The 26,327-nt window shown below is 65.5% G+C and carries 32 protein-coding genes and 1 tRNA gene; 24 read left to right on the top strand and 9 right to left on the bottom strand.

Features of this window, described 5'->3' with window-relative positions:
- Positions 1-45: 45 nt before the first annotated feature.
- The 9 genes from ACZ50Q_RS19115 to ACZ50Q_RS19075 all read left to right on the top strand — a co-directional run bounded on the left by ACZ50Q_RS19115 (position 46) and on the right by ACZ50Q_RS19075 (position 7,597).
- Positions 46-321: an accessory factor UbiK family protein gene (locus ACZ50Q_RS19115; protein ID WP_464079291.1), complete on the top strand. Its 276-nt coding sequence runs from the start codon at positions 46-48 to the stop codon at positions 319-321.
- 129 nt (positions 322-450) lie between these two features.
- The gene (locus tag ACZ50Q_RS19110) at positions 451-1,977 is read left to right on the top strand and encodes a YifB family Mg chelatase-like AAA ATPase (protein ID WP_464079290.1); all 1,527 of its coding nucleotides are present in this window, start codon (positions 451-453) and stop codon (positions 1,975-1,977) included.
- A gap of 360 nt (positions 1,978-2,337) precedes the next feature.
- A complete protein-coding gene (gene rpmI, locus ACZ50Q_RS19105) occupies positions 2,338-2,535 on the top strand; it encodes a 50S ribosomal protein L35 (RefSeq protein WP_066659711.1) in 198 nt (65 codons plus the stop codon).
- A 17-nt stretch (positions 2,536-2,552) separates the two neighbouring features.
- Entirely contained in the window at positions 2,553-2,912 is a 360-nt protein-coding gene (rplT, locus tag ACZ50Q_RS19100) for a 50S ribosomal protein L20 (RefSeq protein WP_006218741.1), read from the top strand.
- Between the two features lie 77 nt (positions 2,913-2,989).
- On the top strand, positions 2,990-4,012 hold the full coding sequence (gene pheS / locus ACZ50Q_RS19095; protein WP_092582122.1) for a phenylalanine--tRNA ligase subunit alpha: 1,023 nt from the start codon (positions 2,990-2,992) through the stop codon (positions 4,010-4,012).
- A gap of 13 nt (positions 4,013-4,025) precedes the next feature.
- A complete protein-coding gene (gene pheT / locus ACZ50Q_RS19090) occupies positions 4,026-6,443 on the top strand; it encodes a phenylalanine--tRNA ligase subunit beta (RefSeq protein WP_464079289.1) in 2,418 nt (805 codons plus the stop codon).
- Between the two features lie 15 nt (positions 6,444-6,458).
- On the top strand, positions 6,459-6,785 hold the full coding sequence (locus tag ACZ50Q_RS19085) for an integration host factor subunit alpha (protein WP_008159916.1): 327 nt from the start codon (positions 6,459-6,461) through the stop codon (positions 6,783-6,785).
- 58 nt (positions 6,786-6,843) lie between these two features.
- Positions 6,844-7,281 carry a MerR family transcriptional regulator gene (locus tag ACZ50Q_RS19080; protein ID WP_092582124.1) on the top strand — a complete coding sequence of 146 codons (438 nt, stop codon included), beginning with the start codon at positions 6,844-6,846 and terminating at the stop codon, positions 7,279-7,281.
- A 239-nt stretch (positions 7,282-7,520) separates the two neighbouring features.
- Positions 7,521-7,597: transfer RNA gene (locus ACZ50Q_RS19075), tRNA-Pro, on the top strand.
- A gap of 121 nt (positions 7,598-7,718) precedes the next feature.
- On the opposite strand, the gene ACZ50Q_RS19070 is transcribed toward ACZ50Q_RS19075, so the two are convergent.
- Positions 7,719-7,943, bottom strand: a complete 225-nt coding sequence (locus tag ACZ50Q_RS19070; protein WP_076522156.1) for a CrpP-related protein — start codon at positions 7,941-7,943, stop codon at positions 7,719-7,721.
- A gap of 276 nt (positions 7,944-8,219) precedes the next feature.
- Here ACZ50Q_RS19070 and ACZ50Q_RS19065 point away from each other — a divergent pair, with 276 nt between their 5' ends.
- Positions 8,220-8,582, top strand: a complete 363-nt coding sequence (locus ACZ50Q_RS19065) for a hypothetical protein (RefSeq protein WP_464079288.1) — start codon at positions 8,220-8,222, stop codon at positions 8,580-8,582.
- 13 nt (positions 8,583-8,595) lie between these two features.
- On the opposite strand, the gene ACZ50Q_RS19060 is transcribed toward ACZ50Q_RS19065, so the two are convergent.
- Positions 8,596-8,838: a CrpP-related protein gene (locus ACZ50Q_RS19060; RefSeq protein ID WP_092582126.1), complete on the bottom strand. Its 243-nt coding sequence runs from the start codon at positions 8,836-8,838 to the stop codon at positions 8,596-8,598.
- Between the two features lie 279 nt (positions 8,839-9,117).
- Between ACZ50Q_RS19060 and ACZ50Q_RS19055 the strand changes: the two genes are divergently transcribed.
- A complete protein-coding gene (locus ACZ50Q_RS19055) occupies positions 9,118-10,032 on the top strand; it encodes a PhzF family phenazine biosynthesis protein (protein WP_464079287.1) in 915 nt (304 codons plus the stop codon).
- A gap of 273 nt (positions 10,033-10,305) precedes the next feature.
- Complete coding sequence (locus tag ACZ50Q_RS19050; protein WP_464079286.1) at positions 10,306-10,740, top strand: GNAT family acetyltransferase; 435 nt, start codon at positions 10,306-10,308, stop codon at positions 10,738-10,740.
- 108 nt (positions 10,741-10,848) lie between these two features.
- Here ACZ50Q_RS19050 and ACZ50Q_RS19045 read toward each other — a convergent pair whose 3' ends face one another.
- Positions 10,849-11,802 (bottom strand): M14 family metallopeptidase, encoded by a 954-nt coding sequence (locus tag ACZ50Q_RS19045; RefSeq protein ID WP_092582129.1) that lies wholly within the window; start codon positions 11,800-11,802, stop codon positions 10,849-10,851.
- A 298-nt stretch (positions 11,803-12,100) separates the two neighbouring features.
- On the opposite strand from ACZ50Q_RS19045, the gene ACZ50Q_RS19040 reads away from it, so the two are divergent.
- Both ACZ50Q_RS19040 and ACZ50Q_RS19035 read left to right on the top strand, forming a co-directional pair.
- The gene (locus ACZ50Q_RS19040; protein ID WP_464082015.1) at positions 12,101-12,421 is read left to right on the top strand and encodes a hypothetical protein; all 321 of its coding nucleotides are present in this window, start codon (positions 12,101-12,103) and stop codon (positions 12,419-12,421) included.
- Between the two features lie 109 nt (positions 12,422-12,530).
- Positions 12,531-13,127, top strand: coding sequence for a BPSL1445 family SYLF domain-containing lipoprotein (locus ACZ50Q_RS19035; protein ID WP_076521638.1), 597 nt, complete (start codon positions 12,531-12,533; stop codon positions 13,125-13,127).
- Positions 13,128-13,225: 98 nt separating this feature from the next.
- Here ACZ50Q_RS19035 and ACZ50Q_RS19030 read toward each other — a convergent pair whose 3' ends face one another.
- Positions 13,226-13,459 (bottom strand): hypothetical protein, encoded by a 234-nt coding sequence (locus tag ACZ50Q_RS19030; RefSeq protein ID WP_092582132.1) that lies wholly within the window; start codon positions 13,457-13,459, stop codon positions 13,226-13,228.
- 124 nt (positions 13,460-13,583) lie between these two features.
- Positions 13,584-14,054, bottom strand: a complete 471-nt coding sequence (locus ACZ50Q_RS19025; protein ID WP_076521636.1) for an Lrp/AsnC family transcriptional regulator — start codon at positions 14,052-14,054, stop codon at positions 13,584-13,586.
- A 159-nt stretch (positions 14,055-14,213) separates the two neighbouring features.
- On the opposite strand from ACZ50Q_RS19025, the gene ACZ50Q_RS19020 reads away from it, so the two are divergent.
- From ACZ50Q_RS19020 to ACZ50Q_RS18995, 6 genes are all read left to right on the top strand, one after another.
- Positions 14,214-15,125: a DMT family transporter gene (locus ACZ50Q_RS19020; RefSeq protein WP_464079285.1), complete on the top strand. Its 912-nt coding sequence runs from the start codon at positions 14,214-14,216 to the stop codon at positions 15,123-15,125.
- 62 nt (positions 15,126-15,187) lie between these two features.
- Positions 15,188-15,934, top strand: coding sequence for a sulfite exporter TauE/SafE family protein (locus ACZ50Q_RS19015; protein WP_092582134.1), 747 nt, complete (start codon positions 15,188-15,190; stop codon positions 15,932-15,934).
- Positions 15,935-16,005: 71 nt separating this feature from the next.
- On the top strand, positions 16,006-16,230 hold the full coding sequence (locus ACZ50Q_RS19010; RefSeq protein WP_092582135.1) for a hypothetical protein: 225 nt from the start codon (positions 16,006-16,008) through the stop codon (positions 16,228-16,230).
- 326 nt (positions 16,231-16,556) lie between these two features.
- On the top strand, positions 16,557-16,769 hold the full coding sequence (locus ACZ50Q_RS19005; RefSeq protein ID WP_006218759.1) for a hypothetical protein: 213 nt from the start codon (positions 16,557-16,559) through the stop codon (positions 16,767-16,769).
- Positions 16,770-16,916: 147 nt separating this feature from the next.
- Complete coding sequence (locus tag ACZ50Q_RS19000; RefSeq protein ID WP_464079284.1) at positions 16,917-18,023, top strand: AGE family epimerase/isomerase; 1,107 nt, start codon at positions 16,917-16,919, stop codon at positions 18,021-18,023.
- A 99-nt stretch (positions 18,024-18,122) separates the two neighbouring features.
- A complete protein-coding gene (locus tag ACZ50Q_RS18995) occupies positions 18,123-18,338 on the top strand; it encodes a hypothetical protein (RefSeq protein ID WP_006388022.1) in 216 nt (71 codons plus the stop codon).
- 117 nt (positions 18,339-18,455) lie between these two features.
- On the opposite strand, the gene ACZ50Q_RS18990 is transcribed toward ACZ50Q_RS18995, so the two are convergent.
- Positions 18,456-19,391 carry a LysR substrate-binding domain-containing protein gene (locus ACZ50Q_RS18990; RefSeq protein WP_464079283.1) on the bottom strand — a complete coding sequence of 312 codons (936 nt, stop codon included), beginning with the start codon at positions 19,389-19,391 and terminating at the stop codon, positions 18,456-18,458.
- Positions 19,392-19,497: 106 nt separating this feature from the next.
- Here ACZ50Q_RS18990 and ACZ50Q_RS18985 point away from each other — a divergent pair, with 106 nt between their 5' ends.
- The 3 genes from ACZ50Q_RS18985 to ACZ50Q_RS18975 all read left to right on the top strand — a co-directional run bounded on the left by ACZ50Q_RS18985 (position 19,498) and on the right by ACZ50Q_RS18975 (position 21,795).
- Complete coding sequence (locus ACZ50Q_RS18985) at positions 19,498-20,487, top strand: Bug family tripartite tricarboxylate transporter substrate binding protein (protein WP_076521630.1); 990 nt, start codon at positions 19,498-19,500, stop codon at positions 20,485-20,487.
- Between the two features lie 2 nt (positions 20,488-20,489).
- The gene (locus tag ACZ50Q_RS18980) at positions 20,490-21,368 is read left to right on the top strand and encodes an N-formylglutamate amidohydrolase (RefSeq protein ID WP_464079282.1); all 879 of its coding nucleotides are present in this window, start codon (positions 20,490-20,492) and stop codon (positions 21,366-21,368) included.
- Between the two features lie 115 nt (positions 21,369-21,483).
- Positions 21,484-21,795 carry a hypothetical protein gene (locus tag ACZ50Q_RS18975; protein WP_464079281.1) on the top strand — a complete coding sequence of 104 codons (312 nt, stop codon included), beginning with the start codon at positions 21,484-21,486 and terminating at the stop codon, positions 21,793-21,795.
- 83 nt (positions 21,796-21,878) lie between these two features.
- On the opposite strand, the gene ACZ50Q_RS18970 is transcribed toward ACZ50Q_RS18975, so the two are convergent.
- A complete protein-coding gene (locus tag ACZ50Q_RS18970; RefSeq protein ID WP_076521627.1) occupies positions 21,879-22,721 on the bottom strand; it encodes a LysR family transcriptional regulator in 843 nt (280 codons plus the stop codon).
- 111 nt (positions 22,722-22,832) lie between these two features.
- Between ACZ50Q_RS18970 and ACZ50Q_RS18965 the strand changes: the two genes are divergently transcribed.
- Entirely contained in the window at positions 22,833-23,819 is a 987-nt protein-coding gene (locus tag ACZ50Q_RS18965) for a bile acid:sodium symporter family protein (protein ID WP_464079280.1), read from the top strand.
- Between the two features lie 21 nt (positions 23,820-23,840).
- Here the strand turns inward: ACZ50Q_RS18965 and ACZ50Q_RS18960 are convergent, their stop codons facing one another.
- Complete coding sequence (locus ACZ50Q_RS18960) at positions 23,841-24,230, bottom strand: Rieske (2Fe-2S) protein (protein WP_464079279.1); 390 nt, start codon at positions 24,228-24,230, stop codon at positions 23,841-23,843.
- Positions 24,231-24,281: 51 nt separating this feature from the next.
- Complete coding sequence (locus tag ACZ50Q_RS18955) at positions 24,282-26,087, bottom strand: ABCB family ABC transporter ATP-binding protein/permease (RefSeq protein WP_464079278.1); 1,806 nt, start codon at positions 26,085-26,087, stop codon at positions 24,282-24,284.
- Positions 26,088-26,327: the final 240 nt, after the last annotated feature.

The following is a 26,327-nucleotide window of genomic DNA, read 5'->3' as shown; positions in this document are numbered from 1 at the left end:
CCGACGCACTACACTTGAGGCATCGAGAACTCAGAGAGGCCCCGTATGAACAATCGCACCCAGTGGATGGAAGACCTTCAGAAGAACATCTCCGACCTGATCGCCCGCAGTCCGGCGGCGGACGTGGAGCGCAACGTTCGCGCCATGATGACGCAGGCATTTTCCAAGCTGGACCTGGTCACCCGCGAAGAGTTCGACGTCCAGGCCGACCTGCTTGCCCGCACACGCGCACGAGTTGATCAACTGGCGGCGCAGGTCCAGCAGATGGAACAGCGCCTGTCTGGTCTGGACAAGGGGCCGGGCGCGGGCCTGGACAAGTAAACAAGTCAGCAAGGCTTCTCGCTGCCCGCCCGCAGGCGGTTCCGAGCGAGATGGTTTTGTCACGGCCGCCTGCGCGGCCGTTTGTGTTTTTGCAGATACTTGGCGGCCCCGCACCCACAGGAGACCGCCATGACGCTTGCCGTACTCGCCAGCAGAGCCCTTTGCGGCATGCACGCCCACGCGGTCCGCGTCGAGACGCACCTGGGGCCCGGGTTGCCGGGATTCAATGTAGTCGGCCTGGCCGACACCGAGGTCCGCGAAAGCCGCGAGCGCGTGAGGGCGGCCATCCTCAGCAGCGGCTTCGAGTTTCCCGCCGGGCGCATCACGGTCAGCCTGTCGCCGGCGGACATGCCTAAGGAGTCCGGCCGCTTCGACCTGCCCATCGCGCTGGGGCTGCTGCTTGCCTCCGGGCAACTGGCCGCTCCCCCCAGCGACGGCGCGCAACCTGCCGCGCCCGATCCCGCGCTGGCGCACCTGGTGCTTGCCGGCGAGCTCTCCCTGACCGGGGCGCTCGTGCCGGTCGCCGCGCCGCTGGTCATCGCGTTGAGCGTGGCGCGGGACGCGCCGGACGCCACGCTGATCCTGCCTGCCGGCAGCGCCGAGCAGGCGGCCTGGGTGCCCGGATTGCGGGTGCTGTCGGCCCGCTGCCTGGCGGACGTGGCGGCGCATGCGGCGGGGGCCTGCCTGCTGCCCAATGCCGCTCCAAATCCCTGGCCGACCCCCGCGCCAGTGCCTTGCCTGTCGGACGTCCGCGGGCAGCCCGGTGCCCGGCGGGCGCTGGAGGTCGCGGCGGCGGGCGGCCACAGCCTCCTCATGCTGGGGCCGCCGGGGGCGGGCAAGAGCATGTTGGCCGCTCGCCTGCCGGGCCTGCTGCCCCCGCTTGACCGCAGCCAGGCGCTGGAAGCCGCCGCCGTGGCGGCGATGGCCGGATTGCCGGACACGCTCAGCGGGCAGCCGCCGTTCAGGGCGCCGCATCATTCCACGTCGGTCGCGGCGCTGGTTGGCGGGGGCAGCCGGCCGCGCCCCGGCGAAATCAGCCTGGCCCACCACGGCGTGCTCTTCCTGGATGAACTGCCCGAGTTCAGTCGCCGTTCACTGGAGGCGCTGCGCGAACCGCTGGAGGCGGGCAGGGTGGTCATTGCACGGGCCCTGTACGCGGCGCAATTTCCGGCCCGGTTCCAGCTCGTCGCCGCCATGAATCCCTGCCCGTGCGGCTGGCGCGGTCATCCGGTGCGCACATGCTCGTGCACGCCGGATCAGGTGGCGCGGTACGCGGGCAAGATCTCCGGTCCGCTGCTGGACCGCATCGACCTGCACGTGGTTTTGCCGCCCTCCGATCCGGTCTGGATGGCCGCACCGCCTGGCGAGCCTTCCGCCGCCGTCCGGGAGCGCGTAATGCGTTGCCGCGAGCGCCAGTACGCCCGCCAAGGCAAGGCCAACGCAGACCTCGCGGGGGCCGAGCTGGACGAGTTCTGCCTCCTGGCCCCCGATGCGCAGTCGCTGCTGCAGGAGGCCATGCGCCGCCTTGCGGGGTCCGGCCGGGCGCTGCACCGGGCACTTCGGGTCGCCCGCACGATCGCCGATCTGGATGGCCACGACATACTGGCGGCCAGCCACGTCGCCCAGGCGGTGCAATACCGGCGTCCCGGCGTATGATCGCTGCGGGCCGGGCGTCGCCCGGGTTCGCGGTGTGCTCCCGACTCGACAAAGCGCAGGAAATCACCATATAATCAAAGGCTTTCCCGGATCTGGGCCGCCTTTTTTGCCTGGCTCTGGGAAGAAACGCGTAAATGAACGCGGTGCAGTTGGCCGCAGCAATTTGCGCGTTACCTCCAGAAGTGGCAACAGGTCTACAAGTTTTGCCGCAGGAATGGTAGTAGCCCTTGAAAAGGTAACTCCTAAGGTAACCCCTGAAAAGGGGCCCCGTAGGCGTTAAGCCTTCAGGCTCGAACCTTCCTCGTCAAGCACCTGGCGTCATGTAAATCAACAATGCGTGTTTTAGTTTAGGGAATCATCATGCCCAAGATGAAAACCAAGAAAAGCGCCTCGAAGCGCTTTAAGGTGCGCGGCAGCGGCTCCATCAAGCGTGGTCAGGCGTTCAAGCGTCACATCCTGACCAAGAAGACCACCAAGAACAAGCGCCAACTGCGCGGTTCGGCGGCGGTTCATGAAACCAACGTGGCCTCCGTCAAGGCCATGATGCCTTTCGCTTGATCTAAGGGAGATCTACTATGCCTCGCGTCAAACGCGGCGTTACCGCCCGCGCACGTCACAAGAAAGTCATTGCCGCCGCCAAGGGTTACCGTGGCCGCCGCGGTAATGTGTTCCGCATTGCCAAGCAAGCGGTCATGCGCGCTGGCCAATACGCCTACCGCGACCGCCGCAACAAGAAGCGCACGTTCCGCGCTCTCTGGATCACGCGTATCAACGCCGCCGTCCGTGAGCATGGCGTGAGCTACAGCGTGTTCATCGCTGGCCTGAAGAAGGCTTCGATCGAACTCGACCGCAAGGTCCTGGCCGATCTGGCCGTGCGCGACAAGGCCGGCTTTGCCGCCATCGTGCAGCAAGCCAAGGCTGCCTTGGCTGCCTGATCGCGCGCTTTAACTCATCGCGCATCGCTGCAAACGGGGCTGTAATGGCCCCGTTTGCGTTTTGAAGGCTGGATTTCATGACTCGATTGGTTGACGACCTGGTAGACCAGGCGCAAGAACGGTTCGCCGCGGCAACGGATGCCGCCGCGCTCGAGAACGCAAAAGCTCGTTTCCTGGGCAAGGAAGGCGCCCTGACGGTGCTGCTCAAGGGGCTGGGCAAGCTCGATCCCGAGCAGAAGCGAGAGGCGGGCGCTCGGATCAACCAGGCCAAGCAGAAGATCGAAGAGCTTCTGAACTCGCGCCGCGCCGCGCTGGCGCAGGCGGAGCTGGATGCCCGTCTGGCATCCGAAACCATTGACGTCACCCTGCCGGGCCGTGGTCGCGCGCCGGGCGGCATCCATCCGGTGATCCGGACCTGGGAGCGCGTGGAAGAGATCTTCCGCTCCATCGGCTTCGACGTGGCCGACGGCCCCGAAGTGGAAAACGACTGGACCAATTTCACCGCATTGAACAACCCGCTGGATCATCCGGCGCGTTCCATGCAGGACACGTTCTACGTCGACATGAACGACGCGGACGGCCTGCCGCTGTTGCTGCGCACGCACACCAGCCCCATGCAGGTGCGCTACGCCCGCATGAACAAGCCGCCCATCAAGGTCATCGCGCCCGGGCGCACCTATCGCGTCGACAGCGACGCCACGCACTCGCCCATGTTCCACCAGGTGGAAGGGCTCTGGATCGCCGAGGACATCTCGTTTGCCGACCTGAAGGGCGTGTACACCGATTTCCTGCGTTGCTTCTTTGAAAGCGACGACCTGGTCGTGCGTTTCCGGCCGTCGTTCTTCCCGTTCACGGAGCCATCCGCCGAGATCGACATGATGTTCACCTCGGGTCCCAATCGCGGCCGCTGGCTGGAAATCTCCGGATCCGGTCAGGTGCATCCGCAGGTCGTGCGCAACTTCGGGCTGGATCCCGAGCGCTACATCGGCTTTGCCTTCGGTTCCGGACTCGAGCGCCTGACGATGTTGCGCTACGGCGTCAACGATCTGCGCCAGTTCTACGAAGGCGATTTGCGCTTCCTGCGCCAGTTCAACGAATAACAGACGGCTGATCATGCAATTTCCCGAATCCTGGCTGCGTACGCTGGTCAATCCTCCGATCGCAACCGATGAACTCGCGCACCGGCTCACCATGGCCGGCCTGGAAGTCGAAGAGACCGCGCCCGCCGCACCGGCGTTCACGGGCGTGGTCGTGGCGCACATCGTCGAAATCGCCCCACACCCTGACGCCGACAAGCTGCGCGTCTGCCAGGTGGACGACGGCTCGGGCGAGCGTCTGCAGATCGTGTGCGGCGCGCCGAACGCCGCGGCCGGCCTTAAGGTGCCGCTCGCCCGCGTGGGCGCGGAACTGCCCGGCGGCATGAAGATCGGCGTTGCCAAGATGCGCGGCGTCCAGTCGTCCGGCATGCTGTGCTCGGCCCGCGAGCTGGGCCTGTCGCAGGACCATGCAGGCCTGCTGGAATTGCCGGCGGACATGGTTCCGGGCCAGTCCATCCGGGAAGCCCTGGACCTGGACGACACGCTCTTCACGCTCAAGCTCACGCCCAATCGCGCCGACTGCCTGTCGATCCTGGGCGTGGCGCGCGAAGTGGCCGCGTTGACCGGCGTGCCGCTGTCGGTTCCCACCGCAGCCGCCGTGCCCGTCACCCTGGATGAGCGCCTGCCCGTCAAGATCGAGGCCCCTGACCTCTGCGGCCGCTTTGGCGGCCGCGTCATCCGCGGCGTCAACGCCCGCGCCGCGACGCCCGGGTGGATGAAGACGCGCCTGGAGCGCGCCGGCCAACGCTCGCTGTCGGCGCTGGTGGACATCTCCAACTATGTGATGCTCGAACTGGGCCGCCCGTCGCACGTCTTCGATCTGGACAAGATCGGCGGCGACATCAGCGTGCGCTGGGCGCGCGAAGGCGAAACGCTCGAACTGCTCAACGGCCAGACCGTCACGCTGGACCCGAAGGTCGGCGTGGTCGTTGCTGGCGAGCAGGTCGAAAGCCTGGCCGGCATCATGGGCGGCGAAGCCACCTCCGTGACGCTGGACACGCAGAACATCTATCTCGAAGCCGCGTTCTGGTGGCCGCAAGCCATTGCCGGCCGCGCGCGCCGCTTCAAGTTCAGCTCGGAAGCCAGCCACCGCTTCGAGCGCGGCGTGGACTACGCCAGCATTCCCGAGCATCTGGAATTCATCACCCGCCTCATCGTCGACATTTGCGGCGGACAGGTGGGGCCCATCGACGATCAGATCGTCAATCTGCCCCAGCGTCCGCCGGTGCGCATGCGCCTGGCGCGCTGCCATCGCGTTCTGGGCGTGCCGGTCACGCGCGAACAGGTCGCCACGATCTTCGGCAGCCTGGGCCTGGAGTACGCGGTCGAGGGAGACGATTTCATCGTCAACCCGCCGTCGTACCGCTTCGATCTGGAAATCGAGGAAGACCTGATCGAAGAAGTGGCGCGCATCTACGGCTTCGAAAGCATCCCCGACGTGCCGCCCATGGCGCGCGCCAAGATGTTCTCGCAACCCGAGGTGCGCCGCGGCGCGCATGCGCTGCGTCGCCTGACTGCCGCGCAGGACTACCAGGAAGTCGTCAACTACAGCTTCGTGGAAGCGGATTGGGAACGCGACTACGCCGGCAACGACAATCCGGTGCGCCTGGTCAACCCCATCGCCAGCCATCTGTCGGTCATGCGTTCCAGCCTGATCGGCGGGCTGGTGGCCAATATCCGCCACAACGCCAACCGCAAGCAATCGCGCGTGCGCCTGTTCGAGCTGGGCCGCGTGTTCATGCGCGACGCGTCGGCCCAGGATGGTCCGCTGGAAGTGGCGGGCGTGCGCCAGCCCATGAAGCTCGCAGGCGCGGCCTGGGGCCCGGCGGCTGAAGAGCAGTGGGGCGTGCCCACGCGCCAGGTGGACTTCTTTGACGTGAAGATGGACGTGGAGTCGCTGTTCGGCGCCCGTGGCCGTCGCCTGCGTTTCGAAGCGGCTTCGCATCCGGCGCTGCACCCCGGTCGTGGCGCGCGCGTCATGCTGGACGGCAAGGAAGTCGGCTGGATCGGCGAACTCCATCCGCGCTGGGCGCAGCAGGCCGACCTGGCGCATGCGCCGGTGGTCTTCGAGCTGGACGTGGAGGCGCTGTCGGAAGGCGAACTGCCGCAGGTGCGCGAACTCTCGCGCCAGCCCGTGGTGGTGCGCGATCTGGCGTTGTGGGTGGACGAACACGTGACGGTCCAATCCATGCTGGACACCGTTGCCGCAGCCGTCAAGGGCGATGCGCAACTGGCGGTCGTGCAGGATGCGCGCGTGTTCGACGTGTGGCGCGACAAGGCCCAGGGCAGCGAGCCCGTCGCCGAGAAAAGCCTTGCTTTCCGTTTCTGGCTACAGGACACTGAAGTCACATTGGACGAAGCCCGCGTGGCGGATTGCCTGGCGCGCATCAAGGATGCCTTGGTCGCTGCGCACGGCGCGCGCCAGCGTGCCTGAACCAAGGGGACCAGTATGCTTGCCGAGCAACGCACCCTCACCAAGGCCGAGCTGGCCGAACTGCTCTTCGAGCGGGTCGGCCTGAACAAGCGCGAGGCCAAGGACATCGTCGATACGTTCTTCGAGGAAATCCGCGACGCCCTGGCGCGCGGAGATTCCGTGAAGCTGTCGGGTTTTGGCAATTTCCAGGTGCGCGACAAACCGCCGCGCCCAGGCCGCAATCCGAAGACCGGAGAGACCATTCCCATCGCCGCGCGGCGCGTGGTTACGTTCCACGCCAGCCAGAAACTCAAGAGCGTGGTTGAGCAGGCGGTCCCCGCAGCGCCCGACGCCGCGGAGTGATACGCTTTGTCGGTAATTGTTATCGGCGCCCCACGTTGCGCGCGCATAAAATCCGCTTATGACACGTACTGAATCCACCGTTACCTTACCGCCCATTCCCGCCAAGCGTTACTTCACCATCGGCGAAGTCAGCGACCTGTGTGGCGTCAAGCCTCATGTATTGCGGTACTGGGAACAGGAATTCACGCAGCTCAAGCCCGTGAAGCGCCGCGGCAACCGCCGCTATTACCAGCACCACGAAGTGCTGCTGATCCGCCGCATCCGCTCCTTGCTCTACGAGCAAGGCTTCACGATCAGCGGCGCGCGCAATCGCCTGGGCGACGCGCGCGACGTGCCGCACGACCAGGACGCCGCCGTGCGCCTGTCGGGCACCGAGATCCAGTCGCTGCGCAGCGAACTCACCAACGTGTCCGCGATGCTCGCCGAGGCGCTGGGCAATCCGGCGGCCGCGCCGGCGTCTGCCGCAACCGCAACGCAAGCGGCTCCCGCCGCGTGACGCGCGCGCAGCGCAAGCGCGTCATTTGATATTCCAAGATTGATCGCAGTATCCGCAACGCGCGCTGGCCCTTATGGCGGCGCGCGTTGCCATCTTTAGTACCTATCGTCTCGCGCGCGCTGGTTCGCCAGGAATGGCTCGGCATGCGGCGAGGCGAAGCAAAAAAATTTCGAGTATTCAGCTTTTTTTTGCACCAATGCGTGCAAACATTTTTTAGTTCTGCTATACTCTTTTTCTTTCGGGGCGTAGCGCAGCCTGGTAGCGCACTTGCATGGGGTGCAAGGGGTCGCGAGTTCGAATCCCGCCGTCCCGACCAGCAGTTCCAAGGCCGTTAGTGAGTGATCTCACTAACGGCCTTTCTCATTTCCGGGCCTTTCTCATTTCCGTGCCAATCTCATTCTGGCACCGCGCATGCATGACCCATGCAGCCGAGCGCGTTAATCCACCGATTGCTGCAGCACTCTGCGTCGATGCAATTCAGCAAGCCGCGCGGCGGTTTCTTCGCGCCAGCCGGCTTCCCAGGAGGCCAGCCTGGCGCGCCATGTGGGTAGGGGTTCGCCGGTGTGGTCCGGCATGTTCATCGCCTTCATGAGGGGACAAGCCGAAAGCGGTACGCCATATCTGGCGGCTTCCTGGCCGGCTCTGTGGATTGGGTCATCCATTTCGCGCCTCCTGGGGGGATAGGTCCTAAGCCAAAAGATGAGCGCGATCGCCATCCAAGTCCAGAAAAGTTACGCGAAGAAATAGCGGGATGGATCAGTCCGGATCAGTCCGATCCGTTCCATCAGGCGCGTCATGCCTGCCTTACAGCGCCCTCACGCCTGCCCGATGCTTGCCTCATCCTTCGCAAGTTCGAAAGTTTCTGATGGAGGTCGATGACTGCCCCGCCTAAGCTGGCAGCCTCTGCGCGACAACGCGCCGCTGGTAACGGGGTCGGGATGATAGGACTGCTGTGGAGATGGATCCGGGAAGGCACGCATCAGGTGGACGGCGGCTTCTACTTGCGGGAGTACCCCGACGTCGCCCGTTCGCCGATATCGCCGGATCATCATTACGTGCGCCACGGTGCGCTGGAAGGGCGCGTGCCGAATGAGCGGGTCAAGGTCGTGCGTCTGTACGGATTCTGGAGAGGGCGCTGGAAGCGACTGACGGGTGGCCGCGATCACGCGCTGACGGGGTGTTTCGGGGAGCACGCATGCCGCGGTATGCAATGCGCTGTGCAAGCGAAAGGTCCCATGGCGCACGGCGGCCTTGGCGAGCGCACCGCGCGGACCACGGGCGGCATTCTGCGGGAAGAATGAGTCGGCCGGTGGTTCAATTGCACAGGCGCGCCAAGGCGCGCGATTCGTAGCGGCACCGGCCCTCCGGCAACGGCTTGCCGGCGCCGCAGGCCTCACGCCATCCGGCTTCCCACGCTTGAACCTTGTTATGCCATTCGGCGATCGATTCGCCTGTGTGGCCAGGCATGGCGGCCGCGCGATAGTACGGGCAGTCCCAACAGGTCAGTCCGTCGCGGGCCGCTTGGGCGCCCAGCTTTTGAATGTCTTCGCGTTGCATCGCAATCTCCTCCAAAGTGGAGGCTCGGGACGCAAAGTATTCCGCAGACCCCTGCGGTTTTCAATAGTGACGGCGCACCACATGCTCCAGTGCCGGCGTCACTTCTGGGCGCTCGCCGGCTTCGGCGTGCGCCGTGGCGCGCGAGGCGCTTCGCACTTCAACGCCGTCGCATAGGCTGTTATGCGCGAAATTTCTCGCGACTGTGCCTGTTGCGCGCATGCCGCGACACGCACAATCTTCGCTCCCCGCCCGGACCGGGCGGATCTGGAGGACGCCTGTATGCGCTACCGCTATGTCACCGCCGATGTGTTCACTGGCCATGCTTATCTTGGCAACCCGCTGGCCGTCGTGCTCGATGCCCAGGGGCTCGATGCAAGCCAGATGCAGCGGATCGCACGTGAATTCAATTATTCGGAAACCAGTTTTGTAATGCCCGCTCGCGATCCGGCCCATACGGCGCGGGTGCGCATCTTTACGCCGGATCGCGAGGTGCCGTTTGCCGGTCATCCGAACGTCGGCACGGCCGTGGTGCTGGCGCGCGAGCAGATTGCGGCGGGGCGGCCAGCGCCGCAAGCGTTCGTGTTCGAAGAGGAGGCCGGCCTGGTGCGTATTGCGCTGGTTTACGGCGAGCGCGGTCTGCAGGGCGCGCAACTGCTTGCGCCGCAGCCGTTGTCCCGCGTCAGCGAGGCGCCGGTGGATGCGGTGGCGCGCGCGCTACGGCTGGCGCCCGCCGACATCGCGGTGTCCGAACACGCGCCCATGGTGGTATCGGTCGGCTTGCCGTTTCTCGTCGTGCAGCTTGCCAGCCGCGAGGCCTTGCGGCGGGCGGCGCCGGATTCTGGCGGCTATGCAGCCTTGATGCCGCAGCTCGGCGCCAAGTCGATTTATGCGTACACGACCGATACGGCCGGCGACACGACGGACGCGCCCACCGATATCCAGGCGCGCATGTTGACCGGCCGGATGACCGAGGATCCCGCCACGGGCAGTGCGACGGCTGCGGTCACGGCGCTGCGGGCATTGATCGCGGGCAAGGGCGACTTGCGCTTGCGTGTGGGGCAGGGCGTGGACATGGGGCGCGCCAGCCTGTTGCTGGCCGAGGCGCAGCCGCGGGACGACGGTGTATGGGCCAAGGTGGCGGGGCAGGCGGTGGTGGTGATGGAAGGCACGCTGCCCGCGCCGGCCGGTCATTGACGGGCACACCGCCGCCACACGCGACGTAGCGTGCCGGCTGGCGTCTCGTGTATGCTCTGACGCATGAACGCATCGCCAGCCGCTGCCGCATGCCGCGCAGATTTTCGACGAATCACTCGACGTCTACGTTGAGTGGTCAGTCGCGTTCGGGCGCCGTTCTTGCGGCGCTCTTCCCAGAAGGCCACGATATCCTCGTGGCCTTTTGTTTGCAGGGTCGACCCCCGCCCGAGGCGTATCGCAAGGTCTTCGCTTTTCCAGAGAAAGGAATCAAGCATGACCCTTCAAGACCTCGCCATCCGGCCTTTCCATCCGTCCGACGAGACGGCGATCATTGCGTTGTGGCACGCCTGCGGATTGACGCGGCCGTGGAACGATCCTCGCAAGGACGTTGCGCGCAAGCTTTCGGTCCAGTCCGATCTGTTCCTGGTCGGCACGGTGGATGGCGTCATCGTCGCAACGCTGATGGGCGGCTATGACGGTCATCGTGGGTGGATCAACTATCTGGCGGTGTCGCCCGCGCATCGGCGGCGCAATTACGCCACGGCGCTGATGCGCGCGGTGGAGCGCAAGTTGTTGGCGATGGGGTGTCCGAAGATCAATCTGCTGATCCGCTCGGAGAATGTGGCGGTCAAACGTTTCTACGACAGCCTGGGCTTTGAGCAGGATGCGGTGATCAGCATGGGAAAGCGTTTGATTCCGGATCGTTGAACGCCGTGGCGGACGCACCGGCGCGGCGCCGATGGAGGTCCGCTTCGGGACGCGGCTGCGGTCGCGCTCCTTGATGGAGCGCCACCGCGCCGCGTCCCTGGGAATGCGTCAGATCGCTTGCGTCAAATACACGGCCTCGCGGCCGACGATGGGCATGCGCGTGGGCATGAAGATCGTGCACTGGTCGCACGGCGAGCGGATTTCCTCGGCGCCGTTCATGGCGATCAGTTCGCCCTTGTCGAACGTTTCGAAGCCGATGACGGGGCGCGTGAAGGCGAAGTCTTCAGACTTCACCATGTGGACCTCCAGCAGGCGATAGCGCTGCGGGATGGGCGGCGGCGCGGCGTCGGCCGGCGTATCGATGAGACCCAGGTGTGCCAGGAACCGCATCGTCACGTCGGTCGCCAGTTCGGCTGCGGAGCGGGCGAAATGCTGCCCGCATTCCACGACGAGCGCGCCGCCGCTGTCCGACATGGGGTCGCCGTGGTGGCCATAGCCCATGACGCCGGTGCCGGGAAACTTGTCCTGCGGCATGACCAGATGCACCTGTGGCGCGCCCACTGCGGCGGCCAGGGCGGTGTTGCGATCCATTTCGTTGTAGACCCAGAATGGCTGCACGGGCGCGCGGGTGGAGTGGATATCCAGCACGAAGTCGGCGGCGTCCAGCACGGGGCGCATTTCGCGGGCGCGGCGCAATTCCGGGCTGTCTTCTGGGCCGTCGAGCATGGCTGCGGACCAGATGCGGTTCAGGTTGTGGACGAGCTGGCGATTGTCGTACGGCCTGTCGATGTCGAAGGCCTCGTAGGCTTCCACATGCGCAAAGCTGACCGTCAGCGTGCCGATCTTCGGACGCACGCCGGTGTCCAGCAAATGCGTGGCGGCCACCATGCCGCAGATCTCGTTGCCATGGGTGATGGCGTTGATCAGCACATGCGGGCCGGGCTTGCCGGAATCGAAGCGATGGACGTACGGTATGCCGGTGTTGCCCTCGCGGTAGGCGGACAGGTCGCGAGGCAGGATCTCCAAGGGAGCGGTGTCAGGTTCGAAGGCGGATTTGTTCATGGGTGTCATGGGCTGTTTAAGCGTGGGCCGACGCGATCGCCTGTCAGGAAAATGGGGCGGGCGCCCGGACATTATGGCCGCGATCCGCTGGTTCGTCCGGACGGCTGGAAAAAAACGATAAGCATTGCCATGCGTTGACGATTGCGCCGAGCGTCGATTGCCCAGGTTGCGACGCCAGAATAATCGCCAGAAAAAAATGTGCGGCACCCCTGAAAATAGCCTTGTTTTCAGACTATTTTGCAGTATTCAAGATGCGACGATACTACCCCCATTAGTATGGTTTAACCCCTTGAAAACAGTGCTTTGCAAGCCAGTTTGTTTTTGGCATATTGCGGCCGGGCAAGCAGATTTTCACAGGTGCAGAATGGGCGGGTGGCCGCAGCGTCATATCAACGGGTTTCAAGTGGAGTGCGAAGTCGTCAACCTGAATCCCGGTGTATTGGCCATTGAAATAACCGTCAGCCGCAATGGCGACGGAGCGGGTCGGCAGCGTTGGTCGTTGCCGCGGTTCGTGACGTTCAATGATCCCGCGGTCGCGCGCCGGCACGCGGAACTGGTGCTGTCGGGCATCGTGTCGGTGGACGAATTTACTGGCGAGCCTCGCTACGGCATTCTGTAGAGCCGCATATCCGCCGCTAGTTTTTTGTTTCGTTTATCACATTCGTGTGTCTTGTCGGATGAGGAATGACCGGTAAAGTTGTCACTGGACGACAACAAAGGAGAGTTCCATGTTCGACACTTTTCCTGCTCTGCGCCGTACCGGCATGGCAATCACGCTGGGCGCCGCGGGCCTGCTGTTTGCGGGATGTACAACGACCACGCCGTCCAAGTCGCCGGCCGCCTCGACGGCCGAGCAGCGGCAGTCGCTGAACAGCGCGGCCAATGCGACCCTCACCAAACTGTATGAAGCTTCGCCGCAGTCCAAGGATCTGGTGGCCCGGGCCAAGGGTGTGCTGGTGTTCCCGGATGTCTTGAGCGGCAGCTTTATTGTCGGGGCTGAGCATGGCAAGGGTGTGCTGCGCGTGAATGGCGCGAACGCGGGCTACTACAGCACGACCGCGGGCTCGATCGGCTTCCAGGCCGGCGCGCAGTCCAAGGCGATGGTCCTGCTGTTCATGACGGACGACGCGCTGAACAAATTCCGCAACAGCAGCGGCTGGACGGTTGGCGCCGATGCCACGGTGGCGGTGGTCAATATTGGCGCTAACGGCCGTATCGACACCAACACGGCGCAGCAGCCGGTGGTCGGATTCGTGATGAACAATGGCGGCCTGATGGCGGGCGTGTCGCTGGCGGGCACCAAGATCTCGAAGCTCGAACCCTGATCGGCCCAGTGCCAGTAAAAACGCCGCGGACGATTATGTCCGCGGCGTTTTTTTTTGCGAGGCAGGAGGGCACTGCCTCGCCGGATTGTGCCGGCCGGTCAGCCGATCACGCCGTCGCTGCTTTTGCGGATGGCTGCTTCGCGATCGATCTCGGCTTGTTCGATCTTCGGATCCAGGCCGCGCCAGCGAACGATGTGGCCGCGCTCTTCCTCGGGCTCCCAGCCCAGCATGCCGTAGCGCGTGATTTCAGTTTCGCCCGTGGCGAACTCCACTTCAAAGTAACCCTGACGATCGGGTAGCGTACTGCCGGGGAACCATTCGGTTTCGGGCATGGTTTGCTCCTTGCTAAGCGATGGGAGGGATGCTGGCGCCGATCAGGACAAGCCGGCGCCAGGCGCATTCATTGTGGGCTTGCGGCCGCGATCCCGCAAGTGCTGGATGGGCGCCGATGCGGTGTCAGGCAAGCGGTACGGCAGTGGTGTAGAGAACCTGCTTGAGCGCAAAGCTGGAGCGTATGCTTGCCACGCCCGGGATGCGCGTAATGTGCTCGACGATCAGGCGTTCGAGCGCGTCGACGTCCGGCACCAGGGCGCGGATCAGGTAGTCCGCGTCGCCCGACATCAGGTAGCACTCCATGATCTCGGGCAGCACTGCGATTTCGCGTTCAAACACGTCCAGCGCCGCCTTGCGTTGTTTGTCGAGCGAGATCTGGATGAAGACGTTGACTTTGAGGCCCAACTTGCGGGCGTTCAGCAGCGTGACGCGCCGATGGATGAGGCCCTCGGTCTCCAGGCGCCGCACGCGCGCCAGGCAGGGGGAGGCGGACAGGTTCACGCGCGCGGCCAGCTCCACGTTCGTGAGCCGGGCGTCGCGTTGAAGTTCATTCAGGATGCGGATGTCGGTGGCATCCAGGTTGATTTCCGGCATAAGTCACCTAGCGATGGCGGGTTTGCAGTGTATCTGTGCTGAGTATGCCGTCTCTTGGGCTGGAAAGCAGTGAAAAATGCTGGGGTTTACCCTATAGACTTTGCTGTCGTTCGGCCATGGGGCCGAAATGCAGAATAAGTAGCGGTAGGTCCAGTCGGTATGAGTCAGCCAAGCAGTCTTCGCACGTTCTTGCCGCTTGCCGGCGCGGTTGCCATCTGGGGTGGAAACTGGCCCGTCATGAAATTGGGCCTGGCGCACATGAGTCCGCTGTGGCTGGCCGCCAGCCGGTTCGGATCAGCCGCGCTGATCAGCGTGCTGGTGCTCGGGATGCTGGGACGCCTGCGCCTGCCGACACGCCAGGAATGGCCGTTGGTGGCTGGCGTTGCGTTGCTGCAGATGGGCGCCTTCACGGCGCTGGCGTTGTGGGCGCTGCAGTATGTGGCGCCGGGACGCGCATCGGTCATTGCCTATGCGACGTCCATCTGGGTGATTCCGCTGTCGTCGTTGGTCCTGAAGGAGCGCTTGTCGATCGGACAATGGCTTGCGACGGCGCTGAGCTATGCGGGTATCGGCGTCATCGTGGCGCCGGCCTTCAGTCCTTGGCAGGCGCATACCGTCATCGGTCTGGCCATGTTGCTGGGCGCCTCGTTTGCGTGGGCCTGCAACATCATCCAGTTGCGCGCCAACCGCCACGTTCGGCTGGGTGCGGACATGATTCCGTGGCAGACCGCGATGGCCACGATACCGCTGGCCGCGCTGGCATGGATGCGCGACGGTGCGCCCACGTTTCTGGGCGACGCGCAGGCCTGGCCGCTGATCCTGTATACCGGACCGCTAGCCACCGCGTTGACGTTCATCGTCGTGCTGGGCATGACGCAAAAACTCGCGCCGGCCGCGACGTCCATCGCGATGCTTTGTGTGCCGGTGATCGGATTGATCGTGTCGTCCGTCGTTTTCCACGAGCGCATCTCGCCCGATCTGGCCCTTGGCCTTGCGCTGATCGCGGCGAGCGTGGCGGCTTCGGCATTGGCCGCGCGGCTGCGGCGTCCGCTGGCGCTGCGGGTTTCGTAGAAGGCTCTAGAATGGCGTGCGCCGCAATGGTGCCGGCACTTCACGCGCAAAGCGCAGCGGATATGGATTCCTTATACATTGTGGTCGCGGTGGGCGCCATGGCGGCCGGCTTTGTTCAGGGCTTGTCGGGCTTCGGCTTCGGCATGGTGGCCATGTCGTTCTGGGCCTGGACCATTGACCCGCGGCTCGCGGCGGCGATGGCCGTCTTCGGCGCGCTGACCGGCCAGTTGCTGGCGGCGTTCACCGTGCGCCGCGGTTTTGCGGCGGCCCACCTGCTGCCGTTCGTCGTGGGGGGATTGCTGGGCATTCCGCTGGGCGTGAAGGTGCTGCCGCATCTGGATCCATTGGTGTTCAAAGCCTTTATCGGCGGGCTGCTCGCAATCTGGTGTCCGATCATGCTGTTTGCGGCGCGCATCCCGCGCATCACGGTGGGCGGCAAGGTGGCCGATGGCGTCGCGGGCGCGATCGGCGGGGTCATGGGCGGGCTTGGTGGTTTCACGGGCGTCATCCCGACCTTGTGGTGCACCTTGCGCGGGTTCGATCGAGACGTGCAGCGCGCGGTGATCCAGAACTTCAATTTGTCGATGCTGATGGTGACGATGGCGGGCTATGTGCTGACCGGCGTGGTGACGCGCGACATGCTGCCCCTGTTTGCGTTGATCGTTCCCGCGATGCTGTTGCCCACGTTGTGGGGCACGCGTGTCTATGTCGGCATCAGCGACGTCACCTTTCGCCGCGTCGTGCTCGGCCTGTTGACGTTGTCGGGCGTTGCGCTGCTCGCCGCTTCCGTGCCGAAGCTGCTGGCCTGACGGCGAGCCCTATGCCGGCGGGCGGTGGCGGCCGGCATGCTATCGTTGAGCCATTCAAGAGAGAACCACGCATGGCATTGCATCGTTTCGAAAAGGGCGAACTTGGACACTGGCTGCGCGTCGTGGCCGACAACAACGAGCCCGGCGCGGTCCAGACCGACGTGCCCGCGCACGTCGCCCAGGCGCTGGAAACCCTGCGCTGCATCGAATCCGGCGCCGACGGGCGTTGGGTCATCACGGACAAAGGCAGGCTGTCGCTGCGCATGGAAGAGCCCGGCGCCATCCATTTGCGCTAGGCCATTTTTTTCGTCGCGCGCCCCGATCAGACCAGGCTTGCGCCATTCGCGTTGATTCCCTCGGCCGAGGGGACGCCGATGATTACGGCATAGTTGCGAATGTTTTCGCGGTATTTCGCCCGACATGCCGTCTTCCCGAGGTCACCGGGAAATTCTTGAGACGGAATGTGCGAATTGACATCTTTCGGACGTATCCGGCCCCGCGCCGCGCCGGTAAGATGAACTTGCGTGACGGTTGCGGGTCTATTCATTTGCGCGGGAACATTTGTTCTGGCGCAGCGTCACGCGTGGTTCGCGCGTATAAGTAACCGACTGGGAGGTAGCACATGCAGCATCGTGACCAGGAAGTACTGATCGACGTTTCCACAGCGGCCATGGACACCGGCGGATATGGCGTATTGCTGACGGTAACGGCCGAGGGCGGCACCGAAGTGGATGCCGCATTTTCCCACTTGGGTAACTGCGCTTCGTTGGACGAAGCACGTGATCGCGCGGAAATCTTCGCGCAAAACTGGGTAGAGGAAAATATCTTCCGATAGGGCTTCGGCCCTGGAAGGAGCTGGCCGGCACAACCGGTCTGTGCGCGCATGAAACCTTGGTGGACTCTCAGAGAATGGCGACGACGATTTCGGTTATCGTTGCTGCTCCAAAACATGGGGCCCGCACCGGGTTCGCGACGTTCCAAAATGGCTGCCGCACAGACCAACTCCTCACTAGCGGACGATATCCGCGCGCTGCGCGAGCATTATGATGCGGTGGTGTTGCCCATGTGGCTGGACCGCGGTTTCAACGACATGCTCGGCCTGCCTTTCGAATCATTGGATGGCGCTGGCGGTCAGCCATTGGCGCCGGTGCGTTATCGCGCGATGGCCTGTGCGCGCCAGTTGTATGTCTTTTCGCAGGCCCCGGGCATGGCGGCCGCGCAGCATGCCGACCGCCTCTTTGAATCCTTGACGTGCGTGTTTCACGATACGCATGGCGGCTGGCGCTACAGCGTGGACGCGCAGGCGCGTCCGCTGGACGACACGCAGGATCTCTATACGCACGCGTTCATCGTGCTGGCGTGCGCGGCGTATTTTCAACGCAGCCGCAATGCGCAGGCGCGCAAGCTCATGCTTGCGACGGCGCACACGATCGAAGCGCGATTCAAGACCGCCGATTCGCTGTACCACGCGGCGCTCAGTGCGGACTTTTCCCGGCCGCTGAAACCCCCCGCGCAAAATCCCATGATGCATCTGACCGAAGCCTACCTGGCGGCGGCGCAGGTCGCCGAGCCGGCGTTGTTCGCGCAACATCTGCGCGAGCTGGCGCAGGGCATCAGCCAGCGCTTCGTGCATGCGCCGACGCAGTGCGTGGCCGAATCGTTGCAGGGCAGCGTGGATAACCGTCTTGAGCCGGGCCATCAGTTCGAATGGCTGTCGCTCGTGCAGGACGCCGCGCAGGTGTTCGAAGGCCTGGATCTGGCCGAATCGCTGCCGCGCGCCGTGCAATGGTCCAGGGATCATGGCGTGGATGGTGGCGGCGTGAAGGCGGCGCTGGACGAGTCCGGCGCGGTGGTGGACGACACGCGTCGCATCTGGGCGCAGACCGAGTATCTGCGGGTGTTGGCCGTCATGGGCGACTTGGGCGCGTTGCAGCCGGCCCTGGCCGCGTTTCGCGCCCGGTTCCTGCACCCCGGCGGGTGGTACGAGTGTCTGGACGCCAAGGGCGCGGTGACGCGGACCGACATGCCGTCGACGTCCCCCTACCATCTGGCAACCTGCCTGGCGGCGTTACAAAACGTTGTATCTTGATCACGTTAACAATTTTTGTTCGCCTGTGAAGTGTTTTTAATAGAAAGACATTGGTGAAATCCCTTACAATTTGCTAACACTGTTTGTGGGGAAGCATCAATGAGCGTTATGTGCTTGGCTTGCCAACGCATTAACCCGGGACTTGCAGGCGTCGCGCCGCATTCGCACCTGGGACATCAAGGATTTACCAACCCAACGCAGAAGGGACGGGAGGAAAGCCGCGAAGACCACTTCCGCTGCCTGAACTGCGGCGCCAAATGGCTGCGCGAAACCGACAAATGGGGCGTGGACCTGGGCTTCAAGCTCGCGCCCTGAACGTTCCCACTGCCACTCGCACGACACGGGCCCCAATCGGGGCCCGTTGCATTTTGGGCGATCCGCGCGTGGTGACCGGGGCCAGCGCCACCGGTTGGGGCGACCCCGGCCCGCCCCTCAGGCGGGCGCGCCGGCCGCCACGACGTCGGGATCGAGGCTGGCGGTTTCCAGCAGCCATTGCCGAAAACAGGCGAGCGCATAGTGATCGCGCCGCTGCGCTGGCGCGCACAGGTGGTAGCCGCGGTCGATGCGGATGGCCAGTTCGGGGAAGGGTGCGGCGACCCGGCCGGCCAGCAGTTCGTCGCGCACCAGGCAGCGCTGCAGCACCGCAATGCCCATGTCGGCCATGACGGCGCGTATCAGGATGGACACCTGGTCAAACCCGTTCGACAACGCGACGTTGCCGCGCGGAACGCCGGCCGCGGCGAACCATTGCGCCCAGTTGTCCATGCCGTTGGTGTGGTACAGCAGCGGCTCGCCCAGCAGGCCTTGCGGCGTGGCCCACTGGCCCCGCGCCTGACGCGCCGCCAGGCGGCCTGGATGGCAGATCACCACCATCTCGCGTCCGATCACGTAATCGGCCTGCCAGCCGGGCCATTGGGCCGGCGTGCCCGACAGGATGCTTGCGTCCGGCGTGGCGCCGGAGAAGTCCTCGTTGCGGCGGTAGGCGGAGAAACCGAGCTGGATGTCCGGGTGGCGCTGGTGGAAGTCCGGCAGGCGCGGGACGAGCCAGGCGCTGGCCAGCGTGGGCACGGACGACAGGGTCAGGCGCAGGCGCCGGTCGTCGGCGCGCAGCCCGGCGCTCAGCGCCTCGATGGCTTGCAAGGGCGATTGCGCGCCGTCGTAGAGCTTGCGGCCGGTCTCGGTCAGGGTGAGACCGTGGGCGTTGCGGTGCATGAGGGGCTGGCCGAAATGCGCTTCCAGACGGGAGATGGCGCGGCTGATGGCGCCCTGCGTCACGCACAGCACCTGGGCCGCCTGGGTGAAGCTGCCCAGCCGCGCCGCCGTCACGAAGGCGTGCAGCTCGGACATGGACGGCGAGTGCAGCCGCATTGAGCATGACCTTTGGTAATGAAGGAGTGCAATATAGTCGTTTGAAAGGGGATCGTAAAGTTCGGACACTGGCGGCCTTCAGAACAACAACCTCAGGAGTCGCCACATGTCACGCCGTCTTTTTGGCCGGTCCGCGCGCTTTGCGCTCGCCGGCATGTTTGCCACGCTGTCCTTCGCCGGTATCGCGCAGGCCGCCGATTACCCCGCCCGTCCCATCAAGCTGGTGGTGCCGTTCGCCGCCGGCGGCTCGACGGACATCGTCGCGCGCCTGGTGGCCGAATACGCCGGCCGCGACCTGAAGCAGACCATCGTGGTCGAGAACAAGGCCGGCGCCGGCGGTTCGCTGGGCATGGAACAAGTTGCCCGCGCGACGCCGGACGGCTACACGATCGGCATGGCGACCATGAGCACGCACGGCTCGAATCCGGCCGTGTTCCGCAAGATGAACTACGACCCAGTCAAGGACTTCGTGCCGGTGGCCAATGTGCTGGCCGTCCCGAGCATCTTCGCGATCAATCCGAACGTGCCGGCCAAGAACATGGCGGAGTTTGTCGCGCTGGCCAAGAGCGCGCCGGAACGCTACAGCTTTGCGTCGCCGGGCGTGGGATCGCTGGGCCATGTGAATATCGAGAACTTTATGATGCTGTCCGGCATCAAGCTGCTGCACGTGCCTTATCGCGGCGCCGGCCCGGCCTTGAACGACGTGATGGGCGGGCAGGTGGACGCGATCACGGACAACCTGTCGTCGACGCTGCCGCAGGTGCTGGGCGGCAAGCTGCGTCCGCTGGCGGTGCTGGGCGCCGAGCGCTCGCCGCTGCTGCCCGACGTGCCGACCTATATCGAGCTGGGGTATCCCGACATGGGCACCGGCGGCTGGTTCGGCCTGGTGGCGCCGGCCGGCACGCCGCAAGCCGTGGTGGAGCGCCTGAACAAGGCCGTGCGCGCGGCGATGGACAATCCGGAGTTCCGCAAGAAGGCCGAGGAGGTGGGTGGTACGCTGATGCCCACGACGCCTCAGGAATTCCAGGTGCAGATCGACCAGGCCCTGGCCCGCTACGCAAAAGTGGCCAAGGCCGCCGACATCAAGGCTGACTGACGATGACGACCGCCGACTTCCCCGCAGTTTCCGTGCATGAACCGACTGGACCGGCGTTGCCGCTGGTCTGCGACTCGCCGCATAGCGGCGAGCGCTATCCCGAGGATTTCGGGGCGGCGGCGACGCTTGCGCAATTGCGCCAGGGCGAGGACACGCACGTGGACGCGTTGTGGTCGGCGGCGCCGGCGCTGGGCGCCACGCTGATCGCGGCAAATTTCCCGCGGGTCTACATCGATCCGAACCGCACCCTGCAGGACCTGGATCCGGAACTGCTGGCCGAACCCTGGCCCGAGCCGCTGGATCCCGGCGAGAAGACGCGCCTGGGCAAGGGCCTGATCTGGCGCCGCATGGACAAGGCGACGCCGATCTACGACCGCCGGCTCACGCTGGCGCAGGTGCGCCACCGCATCCAGGCGTACTACGAGCCCTATCACGCCGCGCTGGCGGGGGCGATCCGGCAGGTCGAGCAGCGCTTTGGCGCGGTCTGGCACTTGAACCTGCATTCCATGCCCAATGACGCCTACGAGCGGCTGGGCCGCCAGAGCGAACACCCGCTGGCCGATTTCGTGCTGGGCGATCGCGACGGCACCACGTGCGAGCCGGAGTTCATCGCGCTGATCGAGACGGCGCTGCGCGACAAGGGCTACACCGTGGCCCGCAACGATCCCTACAAAGGCGTGCAACTGATCGCGCAGATCGGCCAGCCGGCGCGCAACCGGCACAGCCTGCAGGTCGAGATCCGCCGTCCGCTTTACATGGACGAGGCGACGCGCGAACGCAATGCGGGCTTCGAGTCGCTGCGCGCGGACCTGTCGCAGGTGCTGGAGCAGGTGGCGGCCTACGTGCGCGTGCGCGCGCAGGCCGCAGCGTCGACAAAATAGAATCGACTGCGCACCGGCGCGTGGGCCGGATGGGTTTCCCCGTTTAAGTTTTCTGGCGGCGGGCCGTTGTGGATCGTGTCGGTGCGTCCGCACGTATGCGCCCAAGGAAACCGGAATGTCCGAGAAGATCATCAGTGGATTTTCAGTGGTCGCGTACGCGACGCAACCTGAGGGGCGCATCCCGCCGCGCGCGTTTCTCGAAACGCGTCGCCTGCCCGTGAAAGGCGCCGCGGCGGCTGACGCAACGGCCGAAGGCGCGGAACCGGACGCGGCACAGGCCCCGCCGGAGCCCCAGAGCCAGGCTTTCGAGATCTTTCTTAGCCGGCGCTTTCGCAGCACGATCGAAGCCATGTCCGCGGCGCGCAACGCGCTGGACCGCGTGAAGTCCGTCGATGCGGATGGCGTGCCGGACCCGCTGCCCGAGTAGCGGCCGTCGCGCCAGGACAGCGGCGCGCAGGCGAGCCGGGCCGGTGTCTGTGCCTCAGGCCAGGGCGCTTCAGACCAGGCGCCTCAGACCAGGGTGCTGCGCATCAGGATCTCCGTCAGCGCGCGCGTCGGTTTGTTGGGCGCCGGGGCCGAGATCACGATGAGTTCGACCTGGGGGAGGGCGGGCAGGTGCGCCGCGCCCGCCGGCGCCGACAGGCCGGCCGTCGACAGGTGCGAAGGTTGCACGGTGATGCCCAGGCCCGCGCGCGCGGCGGCCTGGCAGCCCGCGTAGCTGGTGCTGGTGCACACGATCTGCCAGCTCCGGCCGGCGCGGGCCAGCGCATCGAGCGTCAGCGTGCGGGTCACGCTGGGCTCGCGCAGCAGGATCAGCGGCAGGGGCTCGTCGGGCACGACCCGCAGGCCTTCCTTGGCCCGCCACAGCAGCGCCTCCTTGTGCAGCGTCTGGCCGCGGCGGTCGCCGCGCCGGCGCTTGCCGATCATCACGTCCAGGCGGTTGTCGTCCAGCAGCTTGTAGAGTTCGCTGGTGACGCCGATGGTCAAGTCCAGTTCGACCTCGGGATGCGCGATCCGGAACGCGGCCAGGACATCGGGCAGCGGGCCCATCGCCAGGTCGTCTGACGTGCCCAGCCGGATGCGGCCGCGCAGGCGCGGGGCGTCGAACAGGCGCTCGGCCTTTTCGTGGGCGGCCAGGATGATCTCGGCATGCACCAGCAGGCTGCGGCCATCGCTGGTCAGGGCGAGCGAATGCGTGTCGCGCTGGAAGAGGCGCCGGTTCACGGCCTGTTCGAGCTGCCGGATGTGTTCGCTGACGGTGGGCTGGGTCAGGCCGAGGCGCCGGGCGGCCTCGGTGAAGCTCGGCGCGCCGGCGGCCGCGGCAAAGGTCTGGAGCCACAGGGGATTGAGCATGGGCAGGGGCTTGTCATAGGAAATGCCGATGACAGTTAAAGTACCCAGTGGCCTTCACGATGGCAAGAGGCGCACCTATAGTGGGCGCAACTTTCTGGACATTCTCTTGCCATGCGCCGCTTCCTGCCTGACCAATTCACGCTCATCCTGATCGCCACCGTCGTATTCGCCAGTTTCTTCCCCGCCGTGGGCAAGGGCGCGACCTTCATGATGGTGGCGAGCAACGTGGCCATTTCGCTGCTGTTCTTTCTGCATGGGGCGCGGCTGTCCACGGACGCCATCGTGGCCGGCGTAAAGGACGTGCGGCTGCATGCGCTGATCCTGGCGTGCACCTTCCTGCTGTTTCCCGCGCTGGGGCTGGCCCTGCGGGCCCTGTTCCCCGGCTTGCTGGTGCCGTCGCTGTGGCTGGGCGTGCTGTTCGTCTGCACGCTGTCCTCGACCGTGCAGTCCTCGATTGCGTTCACCTCCATGGCGCGCGGCAATGTGCCGGGTGCCATCTGCGCGGCGACCGCCTCCAATCTGCTGGGCACCGTGGTGACGCCGCTGCTCGTCGCGCTGCTGCTGCATCGCCAGGGCGGCGGCCATGGGTTGGCCGATGCCGGCCGCATCCTGCTGCAACTGCTGTTGCCGTTCGCGGTGGGCAGCCTGCTGCGGCCGTGGATCGGCGCATGGGCGCAGCGCAACAGCCGCACGCTGGCCAAGGTGGATCGCAGTTCGATCCTGCTGGCGGTCTATACCGCGTTCAGCGAGGCGGTTGCGCAAGGGATCTGGCACGCGTTCCCGGCCATCGACCTGGCGACCATGGTGCTGGTGAATGCGCTGTTGCTGGGATCGGTGCTGCTGATCACGACCTGGGGCAGCCGCAAGCTGGGGCTATCCAAGGAAAACGAAATCACGCTGGTCTTCTGCGGATCGAAGAAGTCGCTGGCGTCCGGCATTCCGCTCGCCACCGTGCTGTTCGGCACGTCGCAGATGGGGGTGGTGTTGCTGCCGCTGATGCTCTATCACCAGATGCAGCTCATGGTCTGCGCGGTGCTGGCGCGGCGCTATGCCGAACGCGCCGAACCGGCGCAGGCCGCGGCGGTGGCCCGGGCGTAGGCCGCGCGCCGCCATGCGGGGTCAACCGTTGTCCGCCTCCAGGGGGCGGATCTTGCCTGCGGGCAGCCAGAACACGCTGCCGTCGCGCTCCTGCACGGCCAGGGCGGTCAGGCGCCCGTTCTTGCAGGGACCGCCCACGCACAGGCCGGTGTCGGGCTGATAGGTGGCGCCGTGGCGCGCGCACATGATGAGGTCGCCCGCGCGCGTGAAGAAGCTGCCTTCCCAATCCAGTTCGACGCCGACATGGGCGCAGCGGTTCAGGTAGCCGTGCACGCGGTCCTGGTAGCGCACGAAGAAGGCGGTGGTGCGGCCCGCGCCGTCGGTGACGGGCACCTTGACGCCCAGGCCGCCGTTGACCAGGTCGGCCGCGGCGCAGACGCGCACTTCGGGTAGGGAGGGAGATTCCTGCATGGAAGGCCTGGCAAGCAAAGGGTGCGATGTTCGGACAGGGCGCGCGGCTTGTCAATCGGCCGGCGCCGCCTGCGCGCTTTCCTGCTGGCGGGTCCACATGCCGGCGTAGATGCCGCCCTGGGCCAGCAATTGCGGATGGCGTCCGCGTTCGACGATGCGGCCGTCGGCCAGCACGATGATCTCGTCCGCGTCCGCCACCGTGGACAGACGGTGCGCGATGATCAGCGTACTACGGCCCTGGCTGACCTCGCGCAGGTTGGCCTGGATCTCGCGTTCCGTATGGGTGTCCAGCGCGCTGGTGGCTTCGTCGAAGAGGAAGACGGCCGGGTTCTTGAGGATCGTGCGGGCGATGGCCACGCGCTGCTTTTCGCCGCCCGACAGCTTCAGGCCGCGCTCTCCCACTTTGGTCTCGTAGCCGTCCGGCATCGTCAGGATGAGGTCGTGGATGTGCGCCAGCCGCGCGGCGGCCTCGATCTCTGCATCCGTGGCGCCGGGCCGGCCGTAGCCGATGTTGTAGCGGATGGTGTCGTTGAAAAGCACGGTGTCCTGCGGCACGACGCCGATCGCGGCCCTGACGCTGGCCTGCGTGACGTCGCGCACGTCCTGGCCGTCGATCAGGATGGCGCCGCGGTCGGCGTCGTAAAAGCGGAACAGCAGGCGCGCGATCGTGGACTTGCCCGCGCCGGACGTGCCGACGACGGCCACCGTCTTGCCGGCGGGAATGGTGAAGTTCACGCCCTTCAGGATGGACCGGCGCGGGTCATAGCCGAAATGCACGTCGCGGAATTCGACCGCGCCGCCCGCCACCCGCAGCGGCAGGGCGCCCGGGCGGTCGGCCACCTCGCGGTCCTGGCCCAGCAGTTCGAACATGCGTTCCATGTCGATCAGCGCCTGCTTGATTTCGCGGTAGATGAAGCCAAAGAAGCTGAGCGGCGTGTAGAGCTGCAGCAGGTAGGTGTTGACCAGCACGAAGTCGCCCAGCGTGTAGCGGCCTTCGGCGATGCCGTTGGCCGCCATCCACATGACCAGGGTCAGCCCCACGGAAATGATGACGGCCTGGCCCACGTTCAGGATCGAGAGGCTGACCTGGCTGCGCACGGCCGCGCGTTCGTAGCGGGTCAGCGAGGCGTCGTAGCGCCGCGCTTCGTGTTCCTCGTTGCCGAAGTATTTGACGGTCTCGTAGTTCAGCAGGCTTTCGATGGCCTTGGTGTTGGCTTCGGAGTCCGTCTCGTTCATCTGGCGCCGGAACTTGGTGCGCCATTCCGTGACGGCCAGCGTGTAGGCCATGTAGAGCGTGACCGTGGCGCCCGTGGCCAGCGCCAGCCAGCCGTCGAACATCTTCCACAGCACGACGCAGACCAGGCCGATCTCGAAGAAGGTCGGCAGGATGTTGAAGAGCAGGAACGACAGCAGCGTCTGGATGCCCTTGGTGCCGCGTTCGATGGCGCGGTTCAGGCCGCCGGTCTGGCGGGCCAGGTGAAAACGCAGCGCCAGGCCGTGCAGGTGGCGAAAGATCTGCATGCCGACCGAGCGGATCGCGTGCTGGCCGACACGCGCGAAGAGGGCGTCGCGCAGCTCGGAGAACAGCAGCGACAGCACCCGCGCGGTGCCGTAGGCCAGGATCAGGCCCAGCGGCACGGTCACGGTGCCGGGCGCGCCCTTGCCCAGTTCGTCCACCGCCTGCTTGTATAGCAACGGCACATAGACGGTCGCGGCCTTGGCGGCGAACAGGCACAGCAGCGCGGCCACGACGCGCGCTTTCAGGCCGGTCTTGCCGGGCGGCCACAGGTAGGGAAAGAGGGTCCGAAGCGTGGAAAAGCCACCGCCCTTGCGGGGCGGCGTTTCTGAAGGATTCATGCTCGCAATGCCGTGGTTGAGGGCGCCTGCGCCAGGGGAGTTACACCGTTTGGAGGGCATTATGGAGCACCGGCGGTACTATTCGAGGGATAACCCCTGGGCCGGAAGGTCCTGGACCGGGGGCGATCAAGGCGGTATTTCGGCACGGGCGCAGCGCGTCGGGCCCGATTTTTCTCTTTCATCCAGGGATCCGTCCGGCTGCATCCCTGGTTGCGCGACCTGGCGCGTATTCGCCGCGCG

The organism is Achromobacter sp. T5-5, assembly GCF_055397965.1.
This window is presented reverse-complemented; position numbering and strand designations above follow the sequence as displayed.